This window comes from Variovorax sp. GW458-11-26-14-LB1 (genome assembly GCF_059423965.1).
On sequence record NZ_JBWKYW010000070.1, the window covers coordinates 16043 to 33657 of the forward strand.

The 17615-nt window shown below is 67.7% G+C and carries 16 protein-coding genes; 10 read left to right on the forward strand and 6 right to left on the reverse strand.

Annotated elements, in window-relative coordinates:
* The first annotated feature begins 3 nt into the window (after positions 1-3).
* The 8 genes from AC07YS_RS29615 to AC07YS_RS29650 are packed head-to-tail and all read left to right on the forward strand — an operon-like array spanning position 4 to position 7454.
* The gene (locus AC07YS_RS29615) at positions 4-804 is read left to right on the forward strand and encodes a MoaF C-terminal domain-containing protein (protein ID WP_495269934.1); all 801 of its coding nucleotides are present in this window, start codon (positions 4-6) and stop codon (positions 802-804) included.
* A gap of 28 nt (positions 805-832) precedes the next feature.
* Entirely contained in the window at positions 833-1225 is a 393-nt protein-coding gene (locus tag AC07YS_RS29620) for a nuclear transport factor 2 family protein (RefSeq protein ID WP_095949463.1), read from the forward strand.
* A 46-nt stretch (positions 1226-1271) separates the two neighbouring features.
* Entirely contained in the window at positions 1272-2774 is a 1503-nt protein-coding gene (locus AC07YS_RS29625) for an aldehyde dehydrogenase family protein (RefSeq protein ID WP_495269933.1), read from the forward strand.
* Positions 2775-2817: 43 nt separating this feature from the next.
* Positions 2818-4083, forward strand: a complete 1266-nt coding sequence (locus AC07YS_RS29630) for an ABC transporter substrate-binding protein (RefSeq protein ID WP_495269932.1) — start codon at positions 2818-2820, stop codon at positions 4081-4083.
* A gap of 12 nt (positions 4084-4095) precedes the next feature.
* Positions 4096-4965, forward strand: a complete 870-nt coding sequence (locus AC07YS_RS29635) for a branched-chain amino acid ABC transporter permease (RefSeq protein ID WP_495269931.1) — start codon at positions 4096-4098, stop codon at positions 4963-4965.
* Positions 4962-6035 (forward strand): branched-chain amino acid ABC transporter permease, encoded by a 1074-nt coding sequence (locus tag AC07YS_RS29640; protein ID WP_495269930.1) that lies wholly within the window; start codon positions 4962-4964, stop codon positions 6033-6035. Before AC07YS_RS29635 ends, AC07YS_RS29640 begins: the two co-directional genes overlap by 4 nt.
* A complete protein-coding gene (locus AC07YS_RS29645; protein WP_307636010.1) occupies positions 6032-6739 on the forward strand; it encodes an ABC transporter ATP-binding protein in 708 nt (235 codons plus the stop codon). The genes AC07YS_RS29640 and AC07YS_RS29645 overlap by 4 nt, the downstream gene beginning before the upstream one ends.
* Positions 6740-6746: 7 nt before the next feature.
* Positions 6747-7454, forward strand: a complete 708-nt coding sequence (locus tag AC07YS_RS29650; protein WP_062476237.1) for an ABC transporter ATP-binding protein — start codon at positions 6747-6749, stop codon at positions 7452-7454.
* Here the strand turns inward: AC07YS_RS29650 and AC07YS_RS29655 are convergent.
* Positions 7451-8383 carry a LysR substrate-binding domain-containing protein gene (locus AC07YS_RS29655; protein ID WP_495269929.1) on the reverse strand — a complete coding sequence of 311 codons (933 nt, stop codon included), beginning with the start codon at positions 8381-8383 and terminating at the stop codon, positions 7451-7453. The genes AC07YS_RS29650 and AC07YS_RS29655 overlap by 4 nt on opposite strands.
* A gap of 163 nt (positions 8384-8546) precedes the next feature.
* Here AC07YS_RS29655 and AC07YS_RS29660 point away from each other — a divergent pair, with 163 nt between their 5' ends.
* Together AC07YS_RS29660 and AC07YS_RS29665 are read left to right on the forward strand one after the other, a co-directional pair.
* Complete coding sequence (locus AC07YS_RS29660; RefSeq protein ID WP_495269928.1) at positions 8547-9536, forward strand: tripartite tricarboxylate transporter substrate binding protein; 990 nt, start codon at positions 8547-8549, stop codon at positions 9534-9536.
* 4 nt (positions 9537-9540) lie between these two features.
* Positions 9541-10839: a hypothetical protein gene (locus AC07YS_RS29665; RefSeq protein WP_495269927.1), complete on the forward strand. Its 1299-nt coding sequence runs from the start codon at positions 9541-9543 to the stop codon at positions 10837-10839.
* A gap of 10 nt (positions 10840-10849) precedes the next feature.
* On the opposite strand, the gene AC07YS_RS29670 is transcribed toward AC07YS_RS29665, so the two are convergent.
* From AC07YS_RS29670 to AC07YS_RS29690, 5 genes are all read right to left on the reverse strand, one after another.
* A complete protein-coding gene (locus AC07YS_RS29670) occupies positions 10850-11830 on the reverse strand; it encodes an AraC-like ligand-binding domain-containing protein (RefSeq protein ID WP_095949470.1) in 981 nt (326 codons plus the stop codon).
* A gap of 152 nt (positions 11831-11982) precedes the next feature.
* On the reverse strand, positions 11983-13290 hold the full coding sequence (locus AC07YS_RS29675; protein ID WP_447740851.1) for an MFS transporter: 1308 nt from the start codon (positions 13288-13290) through the stop codon (positions 11983-11985).
* A 229-nt stretch (positions 13291-13519) separates the two neighbouring features.
* Positions 13520-14167, reverse strand: coding sequence for a hypothetical protein (locus AC07YS_RS29680; RefSeq protein ID WP_495269926.1), 648 nt, complete (start codon positions 14165-14167; stop codon positions 13520-13522).
* A 447-nt stretch (positions 14168-14614) separates the two neighbouring features.
* On the reverse strand, positions 14615-15367 hold the full coding sequence (locus tag AC07YS_RS29685) for an MINDY family deubiquitinase (RefSeq protein ID WP_495269925.1): 753 nt from the start codon (positions 15365-15367) through the stop codon (positions 14615-14617).
* The coding region (locus AC07YS_RS29690; protein ID WP_495273786.1) for a DUF2345 domain-containing protein at positions 15357-17615 on the reverse strand (2259 nt) is incomplete at its 5' end. The genes AC07YS_RS29685 and AC07YS_RS29690, both read right to left, overlap by 11 nt.

Sequence of the window (17615 nt, forward strand, 5' to 3'; positions counted from 1 at the left end):
GCCATGAGCACCGACACCACGAAACCCGCCGACTGGAAGACCTACGACCAGTTCGCCCTCGGCATCGCAACCAACCGCCTGCCCGCCACCGACGCACTCGCCGGCCAGACGCTGCGGCTCGCGCTGCCCGGCTTCCAGCTCACGCTGCAGCCGCGCGCGCAGCACACGCTCGACTGGCACGAAGACGGCGCACGCGGCGGGCAAGGCCAGGGCGACTGGTACGAGGCCATCGAGGTCGCGCCCGACACCTTCTTCCTCGATATCACGCAGGCCAGCCGCCCGAGCGAGGCACTGACCGTCGTCCTCAACACGCGCACGCGCCGCGTGCTCGCCATCCGCTGCCGCATCGTCGGCGCCGACGAGGCCGCGGGCCAGCCGCGCGTGCCGCAGGACTTCTGGCCCGGCACGCTCGAAGGCGGCGCCGCCACCGGCCTCGCGCCGCACGCCACGCGCGACCTCATCGGCCTGCGCACCTGGCAGACCTACAGCCCCAACCACACCTACGAGCACACCTACCTGAGCGCCGAGCGCTACGCCTGGCAGTGCCTCGTGGGCGTGCAGCGCGGCCACGGCGACGTCGACCTCGCGAGCTACTGGAAGTTCGACGACGACCAGTACGTCTTCACCTTCCGCGAGTTCCTGATTCCGGTCGCGTCGGTGTTCTTCTTCGACTTCGCGAACGGCCGCTCGACCGGCAAGTTCCTCGGGCTCACCGGCACCGGCGCGATCGCCAACAACCCCGCCGGCGCCTTCATGCGCAAGGCCTCGCAGACCTTCTACCCGCCCGAGTTCGGGCCCGTCTGACTTCACCGTTGTCCAGGAGCTTTTTGTCATGCGCACCCCTTACCAGATCGTGGCCGACCACTACGCCGCCTCCGACCGCCACGACCTCGCCGCGATGTTCGCCGACGTGGCCAACGACGTGCAGTGGACCGAGATGGCCGGCTTTCCCTGCGCCGGCACGCACGTCGGCCCCGCGCAGGTGGTCGAGAAGGTCTTCCAGGTGCTCGGCGCCGAGTGGGAGGGCTACCGCTTCGTGCTCGAGCGGCTGGTCGACGGCGGCGACACCGTGGTCGGCATCGGCGACTACCACGCGCGCCACCGCACCACGGGCAAGCCGATGCAGGCCCGCGTCACGCATGTGTGGCAGGTGCAGGGCGGAAAGGTGCGGCGCTTCGAGCAGTTCACCGACACGCTGCTCGTCGCGCGCGCCATGCAGCCGTGACGCCGCTTTCCTTCGCATCCTTCGCATCCCTTCCCGGAGCCCGCCCATGAATCTGCGCGACCTGTCGATCGAACACCTCGGCCAGGTGGGCCTGCTGGCGCAGCGCCGCCGCGGCAACCACATCGACGGCCACGAGGTCGTGCCCCGCAACGGGCAGTACCTGCCGGTGGTCGACCCGGCCACCGAGATGACCGTGGCCGAGGCCCCCGACAGCGACGCGGACGACGTGCACGCCGCCGTCGCCGGCGCGCGCCGCACCTTCGAGAGCGTCGCGTGGAAGTCGCTGCGCCCGGCCGACCGCGAGCGCATGCTGTACACGCTCTCGACGCTCATCGAATCGCACGCCGACGAACTCAGCGCGCTCGAAACCCTGCAAAGCGGCAAGCTGCGCGGCATCGCGCGCATGGTCGACGTGGGCGCGGGCGCGGAGTTCGTGCGCTACATGGCGGGCTGGGCCACCAAGCTCGAAGGCCAGACGCTCGACAACTCCATCGGCATCCCCGGCGCGCAGTGGGTCACGTACACGCGGCGCGAGCCGGTGGGCGTGGTCGCGGCCATCGTGCCGTGGAACTTTCCGCTCGCCATCGCGCTGTGGAAGGTGGCGCCCGCGCTGGCGGCCGGCTGCACCGTGGTGCTCAAGCCCTCGGAAGAAACGCCGCTCACCGCGCTGCGGCTGGCCGAGCTGGCGCTGGAGGCGGGCTTTCCGCCGGGCGCGCTCAACGTGGTGTGCGGGCGCGGCGCCACGGCCGGCGCGGCGCTCGCCGCGCACCCGGACGTCCGCAAGATCAGCTTCACCGGCTCGACGGCGGTGGGCCGGCACATCGGCCACGCGGCCGTGGACAGCATGGCGCGCTTCACGCTCGAGCTGGGCGGCAAGTCGCCGCTCATCGTGCTCGGCGACGCCGACCCGGTGGCGGCGGCGCAGGGCGCGGCCAACGGCATCTTCTTTCACCAGGGCCAGGTGTGCACGGCAGGCTCGCGCGTGTACGTGCAGCGCAACCTGTTCGACGAGGTGGTGCGCCGGCTCGCGCAGGCGGCCGAGGGCCTGCACATCGGCTCGGGCTTCGACCCGAAGGCGCAGTTCGGGCCGCTCGTGTCCAAGCGCCATCTGGCGCGCGTGATGGCGCACATCGACGGCGCCGTGGCCGAAGGCGCCACGCTGGTCACGGGCGGGCGCCAGGCCTTCGACGGCGGCTGCTTCGTGCAGCCCACCGTGTTCGTCGACGCGCAGCCGTCGATGCGCATCGCGCGCGAAGAAGTGTTCGGCCCGGTCGCAACCGTGGTGCCTTTCGACGACGTCGATGAGGCCGTGCGCCTGGCCAACGACAGCGCCTACGGCCTGGCCGCCAGCGTCTGGTCGAACGATCTCTCGGCTGTGCACCGCATCGTGCCGCGCCTGCAGGCGGGTGTGGTCTGGGTCAACGCGCACAACGTGCTCGACAACGCGCTGCCGCTGGGCGGCGTGAAGCAGTCGGGCAGCGGGCGCGACCTGGGGCGCGCGGCGGTGGAGAGCTTCACCGAGCTCAAGAGCGTGTGCATGGCGGTGTAGCCCCGCCCCCGGTTTCGATCACCAAGAAAGAAGGAGACACCTCATGCAAAGCAAAAGACGAATCGCGCTGTCGGCCGTTGCCGGCGCGCTGGGCCTGGCCGGCTTCAGCGGCGCCTGGGCGCAGGCGGGCCCCGACTGCGGCCTCAACACCGGCAAGCCCGCCACGGGTGAGCCCATTCCCATCGGCGCCGTGGTCGGCAAGACCGGCCCCGACGACTTCAGCGCCTCGGGTCAGGCGGCGGCCGCGTACTTCAAGTGCGTCAACGCCAACGGCGGCATCCATGGCCGGCCCGTCGACTACCTCGTGCTCGACGACCAGTGGAACCCCGAGACGGCCGCGCAGGTGGCCTCCAAGCTCGTGAAGGACCGCAAGGTGGTCGCGCTCGTGGGCAGCACCAGCTTCGTGGAGTGCGGCGCCAACGCCAAGATGTACGCCGACGAGGGCGTGATGGTCATCGCCGGCACCGGCGTGCCGCGCGAGTGCTTCAACGCGCGCAACTACGTGCCGGTGAATGCGGGGCCGCGCGTGTCGGCCACCATCGCCGCGATGTACGCCGCGCAGAAGTACAAGGCGAAGAAGATGGTCTGCATCATTCCGAACATCCCGAGCCTGGGCAACTGGGCCTGCGAAGGGCCGAAGGAATGGGGAAGGAAGAACGGCGTGACGGTCGAGACCCTCACCATCGACCCCGGCTCGGCCGACGCCACCTCGACCATGCTGCAGGCCGCCGCGAAGAAGCCCGACACGATCATCATGAACGTGCCCAAGGGCATCCTCGTGCCGATGCTGGCCGCGGCCGAGCAGCAGAACCTGGGCAAGAAGATCCACTTCGTGTCGGCCGCGCCGGCCTACAACGTCGACGTGCCCAAGGCCATCGGGCCGTACTGGAAGGGCAACTTCGACGTCAACCTCGAATTCAACCCGCTCGAGTCGGCCGGGCCCGACAACAAGAACTGGCTGGCCGTGATGGACAAGCACGGCGCGAAGAGCGACCCGCGCGACACCTTCTCGCAGGCCGGCTACCTGGCCGCGCGCCTGGCCACGCAGGCGATGCTGAAGATGGACCCGAAGCAGATAACCCGCGCCAGCGTGACCGACGCGCTGCGCAAGGTGAGCGACTTCCGCAGCGACATCCTGTGCAAGCCCTTCTACGTGGGCAGCGGCAACCGCCACAACGCCAACAACAGCGGCCCCATGGCCAGCCCCGACGGCAACGGCTGGCGCTTTGCGCCCGGCGGCTGCCTCACGGCGGACGACCCGGAGCTGGTCGACATCCGTGCCGACGAGCAGAAGATGGGCCTGAAGTAAGCGCGCCGGGCCATGGAGGACTACCTGCCTTTCGTCATCTCGGGCCTGGGCCTGGGCGCGGTGTATGCGCTCTCGGGCGTGGGGCTGGTGGTGCTCTATCGCTCGTCGGGCGTGCTGAACTTCGCGTTCGGCGCCGTCGGCGCGCTCGGTGCGTATGTGGCCTGGACGCTGCTCGAAGCCGACTGGCCGCAGGGCCTGGCGTGGTGCGCGGCGGTGCTCGCGGCCATGGCGCTGTCGCTGGCCTACGGGCGGCTGCTGGCGCCGCGCCTGTCGCACCGCGACCCGACCATCCGCAGCATCGCCACGCTGGGCTTCGCGCTCGTGGTGGTGGGTTTTACCGAATGGACCTGGGGCGAGCAGCCGCGCCGCCTCGTGCTGCCGACCGACGGCGGCGCGCTCGAATTCGTGCTGGGCGAGGTCGAGGTGCGGCTCACGCACACGCGCGCACTCGGCCTGGCGCTGGCAGTGCTGATGATGGGCGGCGTCGGCCTGCTGCTGTCGAAGACGCGCGTGGGTTTGAAGATGCGCGCGCTGGCCAACGACCGCGACCTGAGCGCGCTGCTGGGCATCCGCGTGCTCGGCGTCGACACCGTGGCGTGGATATTGAGCGGTGCCTTCGCGGGTGTGTGCGGGTTGCTGCTGGCCAACATCGTGCGGCTGCAGGCCACGCTGCTGACCTTTCTCGTGATTCCGGCCTTTGCTGCCGCGATCATCGGCCGGCTGCATTCGCTGCCGGCCACGGTGGCGGGCGGCATCGCCATCGGTGTGCTGGAGGCGCTGGCGATCACGGTGCCGGGCTTCGCGGCCTTTCGCACGGCCACGCCGTTCCTCATTGCGCTGGCGATGATCGTGTTCTACCGCGCGGGGACGCGGTCGGCATGAACGCGTCGATCCTCGAAGGCGCCATGCCCGCGTCCGACGCAGCAGCACCCGCCGCGCTGGCGCAGGCCACGCGCCGCGCCCGCCGCTCGCTCGTGCTCATGGTGGCCTGCGTGCTGCTGATCGGCTGGGCCGTGCCGTGGTTCGCGAACGCGTACTGGATCAAGACGCTCACGTCGTCGCTCGCGCTGTCGGTCGCGGCGGCCGGCGTGGCGCTGCTCTATGGCCAGCTCGGGCTGGTGTCGCTGTGCCAGTACGCGCTGCTCGGCGCGGGCGGCTGGGTCGCGCTGCGCGCGGGGCACGGGCTGGGCTGGCCCTTCGAGCTGTCGGTGCTCGCGGGCGGGCTGCTGTCGTGCGTCGTGGGCATGCTCGCGGGGCTGCCGGCGCTGCGGCTCAAGGGGCTGTACCTGGCGCTCGTCACGATGATGATGGCGGGCGGCTTCCAGGTGGTCGTCAACGTGACGGGCTTTCCCGATGGCGGCGCGGGCTGGCTGGGCCGCGTGTTCGGCAGCGAGCGGCTGATGATGCCGCGGCCCGCGCTGGCGCTGTCCGACGCGGCGTACTTCCGCTATGTCGCCGTGTGGCTGGCCGCGGTGCTGGCGCTGATCGAGCTGCACCGGCGCACGCGCGCGGGCCGCTCGTGGGCGCTGATCCGGCGCGGCGAGGCGGCGGCCGTGGCCGCCGGCGTGAACATCCTGCGCTACCAGACCTGGGCCTTCGGGCTCGCGGGCTTCTGCGCGGGCGTGGCCGGTGCGCTGCTCGCGGGCGGCGTGGGGCAGCTCGACGGGCGCGCCTTCACGGCCGGCGAGTCGGTGATGCTGTTCGCGCTGACGGTGGTGGGCGGCGTGTACCACTGGGCCGGCGCGCTCATCGCGGGGCTGCTGCTGCGCGCGGTGCCGGCGCTGTTGACCGACTTCGGCGTCAACGGCTACCTCGCGATGATCTTCTTCGGCGTGGCGCTGCTGCATGCGCTCATCACCGCGCCGAGCGGCATCGCGGGGCAACTGGCGGGCGTGTTCGATGCGGTGCGCCAGCGCTTCGCCGCACCGAAGGACAAGGACGCCGCGCCATGATCCGCATCGACGATCTCACCGTCGCTTTCGGCGGCGTCAAGGCCATCGACGCGCTCACGGCGCAGCTCGATGCGCCCGTGTGCGGCCTCATCGGGCCGAACGGTGCGGGAAAGACCACGCTGGTCAACGTGCTCAGCGGCCTCGTGTCGCCGAGTGCCGGCCGCGTGGCGGTGGACGGCACCGACCTGCTGGGCCTGAAGCCCATCGCGCGCGTGCGCTTCGGCCTGCGCCGCTCGTTCCAGACCGAGCAGGTGGTGGAAGACCTGAGCGTGTGGGACAACGTGCGCGCGCTGCTCGACCATGTGCCGCATGCGCGCGGCGAAGCAACATCGCAGGTGGCGCGCGCGCTGTCGCACACGGGCCTGCTCGACGTGGCGACCGTCATGGGCCACCGCCTCAACCTGTTCCAGCGCCGCATGCTCGAGCTCGCGAAGTCCCTGGTCGGTGCGCCCAAGCTGCTGCTGCTCGACGAGCCCGGCGCGGGCCTCACCGAGCAGGAAGCCGGCGTGCTGCGCCGCACGATCGGCGCGGTGCATGCGTTCTGCGGCGCGCAGGTGCTGCTGATCGACCACGACGTCGACCTGATCGCCGCGACCTGCACGCAGACCCTGGTGCTCGACTTCGGTCGCCGCCTCGCGCTCGGCCCCACGCGCGAGGTGCTCGACGATCCGGCCGTGCGCAAGGCCTACCTGGGAACGGAGTGACCACCCCATGCTGAACGTGACCGATCTGCGCCTGCAGCGCGGCGGCAAGGCCGTGCTGCACGGCATCGACCTGCAGGTGCCGCCGGGTGAGGTGACGGCGCTGCTGGGCGCCAACGGCGCGGGCAAGTCGAGCACCGTGATGGCGATCGGCGGCGTGCTGCCGCTCACGGGCGGGCGCATCGAGGTCGAGGGCCACGCGCTGCACGGCCAGCGGCCCGAGCGCGTGCGCGCGCTGGGCGTGGCGGTGGTGCCCGAGGGGCATCGCGTGCTCGGCGAGCTGTCGGTGCTCGACAACCTGCGCGCCGCCGCCACTGCGTTGCCCGCGGCCACGGTGGCCGATGCGGTCGAGCGCGTGCTCGGTGTGTTCCCCGAGCTGCGCGTGAAGCTCGCGCTGCCCGCGCGCTCGCTGTCGGGCGGACAGAAGCAGATGGTCTGCATCGCACAGGCACTCATCGGCAAGCCGCGCTACCTCGCGATCGACGAACTCTCGCTGGGGCTCGCGCCCGCGGTGGTCAAGCGGCTGGTCGAGGTGGTGCAGCAGGTCGCGCGCGAGGGCGTGGGCGTGCTGCTGATCGAGCAGTTCACGACCGTGGCGCTGGCCGTGTCGAGCCGCGCCTATGTGCTGGAGCGCGGGCGCATGGCCTTTGCGGGCTCATCGGAAGAACTGCGCAGCCGGCCGGAGATCCTGCACAGCAGCTACCTCGCGGCGGCCTAGGCGCGCTCCTTCTGCGTCCTCCGTGCAGTGGGCATCACGAAGGCCTGGAAGTGGTCGCGCAGCCGCGCGGTGAACTCCTCGGCGATAGCCGAAGGTGCCGACTGCGGTGAGAACGCCATCGACACCTCCACCGGGCAGCGCGGCGACAGCGGCAGGATCTTCAGGTCGCGCGCGAACACGGAGGCCACGTAGGGGTTGACGATGCCGACGCCGGTGCCCTGCGCCGCCATCATGCAGATGGTGACCGAATAGGTCGTCTCGACCGTGGCGGCGCATTCGATGCGGTGCTGCTGCAGCGTGCGCTGGAACTGCTGGTGGATCTCGTCGTCGGCATTCAGCGTGAGCAGCACCTGCTGCTTCAGGTCGCGCACGTGGACGGCGTCGCGGTGCGCCAGCGCATGCCCGGGATGCACGACGCACACCGCGCTCGCCTTGTGCAGGCTGACCGCGTCGAGCTGCGGGTCGTGGAAGGCGGCGGTGCTGAGCGCGACGTCGTACAGGCCGTAGAGCAGGCCTTCGCGCAAGGCGTGCGTGCCGACGGTCTGCAGGTTGACGTGCACCTCGGGGTGCAATCGCGAGAACGCATGGATCACCTGCGGCATCACACTGAGCCCGAGCGCCGGCGTGCAGCCCACGCGCAGCGAGCCCGCGCCCGACTTGCGCAGCACCGCCACGCTCTGCTCGATGCGGTCCAGGCCCAGGAAGTGGCGCTGCACCGTGTCGAACAGCTGGCGTGCCTCGTGCGTGGGGCGAAGCCGGCCCTTGTGGATGTCGAACAGCTTGAGCCCGGTGGCATGCTGGATCTGCGAGAGCAGGCGGCTCACGGAGGGCTGCGTGGTGTGCAGCAGCGCCGCGGCGGCGGTGGTGGTGCCGGTCTGCATCACGGCGCGAAAGGCCTCGATCTGGCGGAAGTTCAACGGGCGCGACATGCGGGGACTCCTGGGGCTGCACGGTGCAAGGCGGAAAGCATGGCATATCTTTTCTGCATAGCCTGTGAATGAAAATGAATTTTTCAGAATGATGCTGCGTTCCTAGACTGCGCCCTATCCACCCCCTCCATCGCGCCGTCGCGGCGCACAGCAAGGAAGACGCATGACACAGCAATGGCCCCGCAGGGCCGCCGGCCTCGGCCTTCTCGCACTGGCGCTGGGCGTCGCTTCGACGTCGCAGGCATCGCCGCCGCAGGCCTATCCCGACCGGATGATCCGGCTCGTGGTGCCTTTCACCGCCGGCGGCAGCTCCGACGTGCAGGCCCGCATGCTGGCCGACCGGCTGGGCAAGCTGTACAAGCAGTCGGTGGTGGTCGACAACAAGCCCGGCGCCGGCGGGCACATCGGCGGCAAGTTCGTGGCCGATGCACCGGCCGACGGCTACACGCTGCTGCTCGGCTCGATCGGGCTGCACGCGACCTACGGCGTGTTCAAGAAGCTGAGCTACGACCCCGCGACCGACTTGAAGGTGGTCACGGTGCTGGCCGAGATGCCGCACGTCGTGGTCGCCCACCCCGCGCTGCCCGCCAACGACCTGAAGCAGCTGGTGGCGCTGGCGCGCAAGCAGCCGGACACCATCAACTTCGGCTCGGCCGGCGTGGGCTCGTCGGTGCACATGATCGGCGAGCTGTTCAAGCTCACGGCCAACGCGCCGATCGTGCACGTGCCCTACAAGGGCAGCACCGCCGCACTGAACGACCTGCTGGCCGGGCAGATCCAGCTGATGTTCGAGAACCCTCCGACCACGCTGGCCCACATCCGCGGCGGCAAGCTCAAGGCGCTGGCCGTGACCGGCAAGACCCGCCTGCCGGCGCTGCCCGAGGTGCCGACCGCGATCGAGTCGGGCTTCCCGGCCTTCGAGGCCACCTCGTGGACCACGGTGGCGGTGAGCGCCAAGGTGCCCGACGCCATCGCCGACAAGCTCAATGCCGACATCCGCAAGATCGTCGCCGCGCCGGAGTTCCGCCAGGGCCTGTCGGAGCAGGGCATGACGCCGGTGGCGAACACACGGGACGCCGCGACGCGCTTCATCGCCGCCGAGAAGCTGCGCTGGGACCAGGTGATCCAGCAAGGCCGCATTGCCGCGGAGTGAGTCCATGTCGTCGAACCCACTTCTTGAACAACCCCGCCTCGCGCCCGTGCCCTGCCGCCGCGTGGGCGATGGCGCGCAGCACCATTTCTTCGGCTACTACAACAAGAGCGCGTGGGACCGCAGCGGGCGCTACCTGCTGGCGCAGCAGGTGCCCTGGATGGACGCCGAACTCACGCCGGCCGCCGCCGCCCGCATCGGCTACTTCGACCTGCAGGACAACGACCGCTTCCATGCCGTGGGCGACACCACCGCATGGAACTGGCAGATGGGCAGCCAGCTGCAATGGCTCGACGGCGCGCCGGGGCGCCAGCTGGTCTACAACAGCCGCACCGGCGATGCCGATGCGTTCTACCCCGGCTTCGGCGCCACGGTGCTCGACGTCGACACCGGCGCGAAGCGCCTGCTGCCGTTGCCGATCTACGTCGTGGCGCCCGACAGCCGCTGGGCCTTGAGCGTGGACTACCGGCGCCTGTACATCACGCATCGCACCATCGGCTACAGCGAGGCCGGCGGGCCGTTCGAGCTGCCGCTCGCACCGGCCGACGACGGCATCCACGCGACCGACCTGGCCACCGGCACGGCGCGGCTGCTGGTGAGCTACCAGGACCTGCGCCAATTCCACCCGCGCGCGTCGATGGACAAGGCGATCCACTGGGTGAGCCACATCGAGGTCAACCCCTCGTCGTCGCGCGTGCTCTTCCTGCACCGCTGGACCGAGCGCGTCGAGGACGAGACCTGCTTTCTGCACCGCCTGCTCACGATGAACCCCGACGGCTCCGACCTGCGCCTGCTGGAGTGCTCCGACCACCCGCTGCCGCAGCTGGCGGACGACTTCGATCCGACGGCCGTGGGCACCTTCGACTACGAGAAGTCCGAGTACCAGATCTCGCACCCGCTGTGGCAGGACGACGAACACATCATCGTGTGGGGTCCGCACGCCGGAAAGATCCACTACCACCTGTACCACGACCGCGTGGGCGGCGAGGTCCGCGTGATCGGCGACGGCGTGCTGGTGGAGAACGGCCACATGACCTTCTCGCCGGTGAACACGCGCTGGCTGCTGAGCGACACCTACCCCGACGCCCGCACGCACGAGCGCGTGCTGTTCCTGTTCGACATGGCCACCGGCCGGCGCCACGACCTGGGCAGCTTCTACGCCTCGCCGGACCTGAGCAAGGAGAACCGGTGCGACCTGCACCCGCGCTGGCGCCGCGACGGGCTGCAGGTGTGCATCGACTCCGTGCACGAATCGCAGCGGCAGATGTACATCGTCGACGTGTCGGGGATCGTGGGCAGCCCCTGAAGGGGGGCGCCTAGTGCGTCAACGCCGGCGACGCCGCCCGCTGCGCCTCGCGCCGCTGGAACTCGCGCGGCGACACGCCGTACTGCGCCTTGAACACGCGGCAGAAATGCGCGCTGCTGTTGAAGCCCCAGGCGAAGGCGATCTCCGACACCGAGGCGCGGCCGCCCGCGGCCTGGCGCAGCGCCTCGCTGCAGCGCTCCAGGCGCATCTGCCAGATGAAGCGGTCGAGCGTCTGGTCTTCGTCCTCGAACACGCGGTGCAGGTAGCGCTTGGAGCAGCGCAGCTGCTGCGCGATGAGGTCGAGCGACAAAGCCGGGTCGGCCAGGTGCGCGTGCACGAACTGCTTCACGCGCGCCTTCAGCACGCCCGGCAGCGGCTGCGCGCCGAACTGTTCGTCGGCGTGCGTGGCGAGCGTGGAGGCCAGCAGGCCCAGCACGGTGTCGCTGACCGAGCGGCCGACGGCGTTGGGCAGCGACGGCAGCTGGTCGGCCAGCGAGGTGAGGAACGAGCCGAGCACCGCGTACAGCCCCTGCATGGCCGGCGTGTGGGCCTCGCAGGTGTGCAGGTCGGGCATCTTCATGCCCTTGAACTGCTGGCGCGGAATGGTGATGGCCAGCAGGCGCGAGCGCTCGGGGTTGGTGATGGCGTAGGGCACGCGCGGGTCGTACAGGCTCCAGTCGCCCGGGTGCAGGTGGAACTCGCGGTCGCGCTGCGAGATGTGGCCGTGGCCTTCCAGCTGCAGCACCAGCTTGTAGTGCTCGTCGAGCGCGATCTCGCGGTGCGTGTCGGGCCGCGCCACGCGGTGCGAGGGCGCCTCGATCATGAACATGCCTAGCGGGCCGAGCTCGTAGGCGTCCATGCGGGCGTCGAACGGGCCGGGGTCGAGGCACTGCACGCGCAGCGCGCCGAAGTACGACTCGTTGATGCGGCCCCAGCAGGCCTGCCGGTCGGCCGGGTGTTCGAGCCGGGTGCTGAAGTGGTGTGCGTTCATGCCGTGGTTCCCTGGGGGCGCCGGAAGCGCTGGTGCAGGATAGGCAGGTCGGCGCGCGCCATCATCAGTACTTCCACCCGGGGCGGCAGGGGCGGTGCGCTCCCGGTCAACGGCCGGTGCGCGCTGGGTCAATGCCCCCGGTTCACACCTTCTCAGACGACGGGCACGCGGCCCGCGTCGGCCGGGTCGACATTGCGGCGGTACAGCACGAGCGTCGCGATCAGCCCGCAGGCCGCGGCGGCCGTCATCCACAGGCCGGGCGCGCCCTTGTCGCCGGTCATCTCGATCAGCCCCGTGGCAATCGCCGGCGTGAAGCCGCCGAACAGCGCCGTCGCAAGGCTGTAGGCCAGCGAGAAGCCGGCGGTGCGCACGCTGACCGGCATCACCTCGGTGAGCGCCACCACCATCGCGCCGTTGTAGCTGGCGTACAGGAACGACAGCCACAGCTCCACCTCGAGCATGCGCGCGAAGCTCGGCGCACCGACCAGCCACTTGAGCGACGGGTAGGCCGTGAGGATGGTCAGCACGGTGAACAGCACGAGCAGCGGCTTGCGCCCCACGCGGTCCGACAGCGAACCCATGACCGGCAGCCAGAAGAAGTTGGAAATGGCCACGCACAGCGTGACGATCAGCGCGTCGGTCGTGCTCAGGTGCAGCACGGCCTTGCCGAAGGTGGGCGTGTAGACGGTGATCAGGTAGAACGACACGGTGGTCATCGACACCAGCATCATCCCGGCGACCACGAGGCCCCAGTTGGCGACCATCGAGCGGAAGATCTCGCGCGCGTCGGGGCGGTGCTTGCGCGCCATGAACTCCTCGGTCTCCTGCAGCGAGCGGCGGATGATGAACAGCACCGGCACGATCAGGCAGCCGACGAAGAAGGGAATGCGCCAGTAGAAGTCGCCGATCTCCTGGGGCGTGAAGGTCACGTTGAGCCAGTAGCCGAGCGCAGCGGCGACGACGATGGCCACCTGCTGGCTGGCCGACTGCCAGCTCACGTAGAAGCCCTTGCGCCCCGGCGTGGCCATCTCCGACAGGTACACCGACACGCCGCCCAGTTCCACGCCGGCCGAGAAACCCTGCAGCAGCCGTCCGACCAGCACCAGCAGCGGCGCGATCACGCCGATGGTCGCGTAGCTCGGCACGCAGGCGATGAGCAGCGTGCCGACGGCCATCAGCGCGAGCGTGACGATCAGCCCTTGGCGGCGGCCCACGCGGTCGACATACGCACCGAGAAAGATGGCGCCCAGCGGCCGCATCAGGAAGCCCGCGCCGAAGGTCATGAAGGTCAGCATCAGCGACGCGAACTCGTTGCCCGCGGGGAAGAAGGCCTTCGAGATCTGCGTGGCGTAGAAGCCGAACAGGAAGAAGTCGAACATCTCCATGAAGTTGCCGCCGGTCACGCGCAGGACGGTGGCGAATTTCGAGGAGGAATGCGCGTTGGCAGGCGCGGAAGTCATGGTGTGTCCCCTGGGGCGGTGTTGTGGGCCCAAGGGTAGGTCGGGGTTCCCGACCGGGACCTGACGGGGGGAGTCAGGTAGCTGTCAATGCAGCGCCGCGCGTGCTTGGGCGCTTGTGCAGGTGCCTTGTGCGGCGCAATCCAAAGGAAGGGTCTTCAGTCCTCATATCGATTGAAATCGGCCAGGAGTTGCCATGGATCACCGTCGGGGATGGAAGTCGAACTGCTGGTCAGCGCAGCTTGACGGGCTCTGAGACCAGATATTGGCGACGGATTTGAATATCACTGAGTCTCGTGGCGGTCCAGGGATCTTTGTCGGGGCCGTTCAGATAGGTGAACCTGACCTCAACATCAAAATCCCCCTGTGGCTGCTTCAGCGGTGAGTACAAGAATGAGCCGCCATTGAAATAGGGCAAGCCATGAAGCGGGGCCATTTCAAATTGCAGGTTACCCCCGTCCGGGCTCCACCCATGCACGACCTTGAGCTGCAGCAGCTTCTCTAGGCGCTCGCGTGGGATGTTCATTGGGGGACGGAAATCGATCTGGAACCACGCTGGCTCGAAGCCCGCGCCGCCATCCCGTTTCGGGATCGTGCTCACGTCGATGCCGGTCCACTTGTTCAAAAAATCCGAATCGAAATCGAATCTGGAGCTGGTGTTCGGCCTCAACCCCATACCCGTGCCGGTGACAGGAAGCAACTGCTTCAGACTGTCGAACTCAGCCTCGCCGCGAATCACCTGCATGGCCGCACCGATGAACTCGATGGTCTGCTCGCGCTGCGCGTCGGTGTAGCGGAAGTTGTCATAGGCAGCCTGAGCCCTCTGCGCCTCTACCTTGTACGCCGCACGTTGAGCTTTCTTCTCGGCTTCAGTTTGCATGGCTGATTCCTCCCGGGGTACCGCTCTCCCGGGCCTGGACGGCGTAGCGGAGAGCAGTTGTGCAAAAGCCGGGTTCAGGCAGCAGATTGTCAGGATCACCGCTCCAAGTGCGCTTGACCAACTCGTCGCACGCGAAGCTGTCTTCTTCCCAGGGTTGCATGTGGTCGCCAGAGCCGCCTCCCTTGGCTTTAGCCATCGCATCCAGGTCGATGGACAGGCCGCCAAGGCCGACGTCTTAAAGGTCATTTGAGGCCTCTCGTGCACTGCGGCTCTGTTCAAAGCCTCTGTTGTCCGCTCGATGGAAAAAGCCTATTCAGTTCGGTCGCCAGTCGATCGGACCCCAGCAACTGCCACCACGCGTACACAGGTTGCCGCTGCCTGGTCGTGGGGTTTGGGGCATCCATCACTCCTAGCCACTGGCCTTCGCTATAGGTGCATGTGCGCTGCTCAAGGGGGCGAAGCGGTCAAAGCGTCGTCTGCAAACACCGCCGCGTAGTGCCCGTCCTTCGGGGCGCGCTCACCGGTCTGAGGCAGATGACGGAGCTTCTGGTCGTTGCGCTTCTTGATCTGCTCGGGCGTCAAGTAGTCGCGGATGATTTGAAGACGCACAAGCCTCTGCGCTGTCCAGGGATCCTTGTCCGGGCCGTTCAGGTAGGTGAATCTGACTTCAACATCAAAATCCTCCTGTGGCTGCTTCAGGGGTGAATACAAGAATGAGCCGCCATTGAAATATGGCAAGCCATGGAGCGGAGCCATCTCCCACCGAAGATTGCCCCCGTCCATGGTCCACCCATGTACGACCTTGAGCTGCAGCAGCGTCTCCAGGCGCTCGCGCGGGATGTTCATTTCGGGGCCGAAGTCGATCTGGAACCACACAGGTTCGAAGCCCGCGCTGCCATCCCGCTTCGGAATCGTGCTCATGTCGATGCCGGTCCACTTATTCAAGAAACTCGAATCGAAATCAAATCTGGCGCTGGTGTTTGGCTTCAGCCCGATGCCCGTGCGCAGGACAGGCAGCAAGCGTTTCAAGCTGTCGAACTCGACCTCGCCACGAATCACCCTCATCGCCGCCGCGATGAACTCGATCGTCTGCTCGCGCTGCGCGTCGGTGTAGCGGAAGTTGTCATAGGCATCCTGGGCTCTTTGAGCCTCCTCCTTGTAGGCCTCGCGCTGGGATTTCTTCTCGACTTCAGTTCGCATGGCTGGCTGCTTCTGAGGTGCCGCTACCCCGACCTCTAAGGGCGTAGCGGAGCGCAGTTGTGCAAAAGCCGGGTTCAGGTAGATGATTGTCAGAATCACCGACCCAAAGGCGCTTGACCAGTTCGTCGCACGCGAAGCCGTCTTCTTCCCAAGGCTGCATGCGGTAGCCGGTGCCACCTCCCTCGGCTTTGGCCATCGCATCCACGTCGATGGACAGGCCGCCGAGGCCCACGTTTTCAAGGAGGTCATAGGCAGCCTTTCGTGCCAGGGGAAGTTCGATTGGAAGAATGTCGGAGAACGCGATGGGCTTGTTCACGGTGGGAGGGTCGCGTTTGACATGCGCCGCGATGCGGGTCAGTTGCCAGTAGTACATGCCGATGACCATGCGGTGTAGTCCCGCGCGAGCGCTGGGCTCATTGGGCACGGGGGTTGTGCCGGCCAATTCGAATATTCTGGAAGGCATCACGCTCTTCCAGAATCCCCGCATGCTGGGCAGATTCTTGTAGTCATCGGGGAACTGCTGCGCCATGGCTGCCACCCAGAAGAACTGCTGCGCATGGCGTGCCTCGTGGTACATGGTGCTAGCGAATTCTCGAACGCACTCCGTCAACTCTGTGGAGTCACCGCTCTTTGCAGCATCGATCATGAACGTGACTCCGCGCTTGCAGGCCACGAGCAACCAGTCGTTGGTGCGCATCTGCCCCTTGAGATCCTTGTCGTCGGGCTTCATGCCAAGCGCAATGGCCTCGGAGTCTCTCGGTATCAAAAATGTCGGCATCGCCCCCTCTGGCAGGCCGAACGACGTTGTGGCGAGTGCGCCCCCGATATTCGCCCTGAGTGTTCCAAGCAGGCTCTTGAAATCCTCTTCACCCAACGGCCAAGTCGCTTCCTTCCAATTGAGCGCCATCAACGCCGGTTTGATGGCCTTCACATAGGCGCCAATCACTGGGTACTCCCAGCGCGTCGCATCCTTGGCCTTCGGCTCGCTCTTTCGCAACCCCCAGTTGTTCGGATCGCAACTGGTGTGAACCGGTGCTTTGCCTTCGCTGGTGGCCTTGTCTTCATTGGCCTCGTGGTCCTTGCCCCCAATTTTCTTCTTTGGCGTGCGCTGCTCGGCCACCACACCACCATCGTGCTCGTAGGTCTGTGTCGCGGGCGTTTGCACAAAGGGCGTGTAGCTGGCCAGCACGCCATCTTCTGAATTTCGCAGCACCTCCACGGTTGTGATTTGACGCACCATGCTCTGTACGACCTCGGTCTCGCCCTGGTCGTTGGACTTGCCCTCGATGGTTCTGCCGCCTTGGAAGGTGATGCGGTATTTTTGCTCTGGCAAGCGCAGTCCACCCGCGTGCTCGATCAACACGAAGTGCTCTTCGATCAGATTCTGTTTCTCGGCAAAGCCTGCCTGGGGAAATACCGGATACAGCGCGTCGAGGCTCATAGGCCCGACCTGCGCATGCAGCGCCGCATGCTCCTGCCAGGTGCCGGCAGTGCCGTGCTTGATGCCGCTCTCGCTCCACTCCGAGTAGCTGCCCCCGCCGATGATCACGACCTTCTTCTTGGCGGCGATGTGTAGCTCGCCCTCCACGCTCTTGATGACGACGTCCTTGTGCGCAACAAGAACCACCTCGTCGCTGTGCGCCTGGATCTCGATCGGGTCTTCGCTCGCGATGAGCTTGACGCCCTTCTTGTGCGTGAACGCGCGGATGCCCTCGGCTGCGCTGGCCAGCCAGCGCTTGGCGGTGCTGATGGAGGTGTGTCCCTGGCTTGTGAAGGCCGCGTGCTCTCCGGTGTGCAGGTGGATGCTGCCCGGCGTGCTGGCCTCGATGCCCGCAGGACTGGCGAGCACGAGGTGTGGTTTGTTCAGTTCAGGGAAGCGGCCATCCTCGTCCTGTCCTTCCTTGCCTTGAATCGCGTCGTTCTGCGCCTTCAAGGCCTTCTGCACGATGTCTTGATCGGTGCCTTGCTCTTGCGCCTTGTGCACTTGAGCTGCTTCGGCCAGTGCGTCGTGCTGGTCCTGCGCTGCTTTTAGTCGCTGAACCGTCTCCCCCATCTCCTTGGCATGGTTCGCAGCATTGCCTCTTGCCTCAGTGGTGATGAGCATGCCGTCCTGGGCTCTCAATACGCCATGGGCGTCAGTGCGCAGCTCGAAGCCCTCACCCCTGGGGTCTTTTCTGCCCGCGTTGTCCTCGATGCGCGTGATCGCCCCCAGGCTCAGGCTGCTGGATTGGTGATCGCTCTTGAGCTG

Excerpts from the sequence above, each read along its gene's own strand:
- AC07YS_RS29635 (WP_495269931.1), top strand. The coding sequence starts at position 4,096 with ATGGAGGACTACCTGCCTTTCGTCATCTCGGGCCTGGGCCTGGGCGCG.
- AC07YS_RS29620 (WP_095949463.1), top strand. The coding sequence starts at position 833 with ATGCGCACCCCTTACCAGATCGTGGCCGACCACTACGCCGCCTCCGAC.
- AC07YS_RS29660 (WP_495269928.1), top strand. The coding sequence starts at position 8,547 with ATGACACAGCAATGGCCCCGCAGGGCCGCCGGCCTCGGCCTTCTCGCA.
- AC07YS_RS29655 (WP_495269929.1), bottom strand. The coding sequence starts at position 8,383 with ATGTCGCGCCCGTTGAACTTCCGCCAGATCGAGGCCTTTCGCGCCGTG.
- AC07YS_RS29640 (WP_495269930.1), top strand. The coding sequence starts at position 4,962 with ATGAACGCGTCGATCCTCGAAGGCGCCATGCCCGCGTCCGACGCAGCA.
- AC07YS_RS29670 (WP_095949470.1), bottom strand. The coding sequence starts at position 11,830 with ATGAACGCACACCACTTCAGCACCCGGCTCGAACACCCGGCCGACCGG.
- AC07YS_RS29675 (WP_447740851.1), bottom strand. The coding sequence starts at position 13,290 with ATGACTTCCGCGCCTGCCAACGCGCATTCCTCCTCGAAATTCGCCACC.
- AC07YS_RS29625 (WP_495269933.1), top strand. The coding sequence starts at position 1,272 with ATGAATCTGCGCGACCTGTCGATCGAACACCTCGGCCAGGTGGGCCTG.
- AC07YS_RS29645 (WP_307636010.1), top strand. The coding sequence starts at position 6,032 with ATGATCCGCATCGACGATCTCACCGTCGCTTTCGGCGGCGTCAAGGCC.
- AC07YS_RS29650 (WP_062476237.1), top strand. The coding sequence starts at position 6,747 with ATGCTGAACGTGACCGATCTGCGCCTGCAGCGCGGCGGCAAGGCCGTG.
- AC07YS_RS29615 (WP_495269934.1), top strand. The coding sequence starts at position 4 with ATGAGCACCGACACCACGAAACCCGCCGACTGGAAGACCTACGACCAG.
- AC07YS_RS29630 (WP_495269932.1), top strand. The coding sequence starts at position 2,818 with ATGCAAAGCAAAAGACGAATCGCGCTGTCGGCCGTTGCCGGCGCGCTG.
- AC07YS_RS29685 (WP_495269925.1), bottom strand. The coding sequence starts at position 15,367 with ATGCGAACTGAAGTCGAGAAGAAATCCCAGCGCGAGGCCTACAAGGAG.
- AC07YS_RS29665 (WP_495269927.1), top strand. The coding sequence starts at position 9,541 with ATGTCGTCGAACCCACTTCTTGAACAACCCCGCCTCGCGCCCGTGCCC.
- AC07YS_RS29680 (WP_495269926.1), bottom strand. The coding sequence starts at position 14,167 with ATGCAAACTGAAGCCGAGAAGAAAGCTCAACGTGCGGCGTACAAGGTA.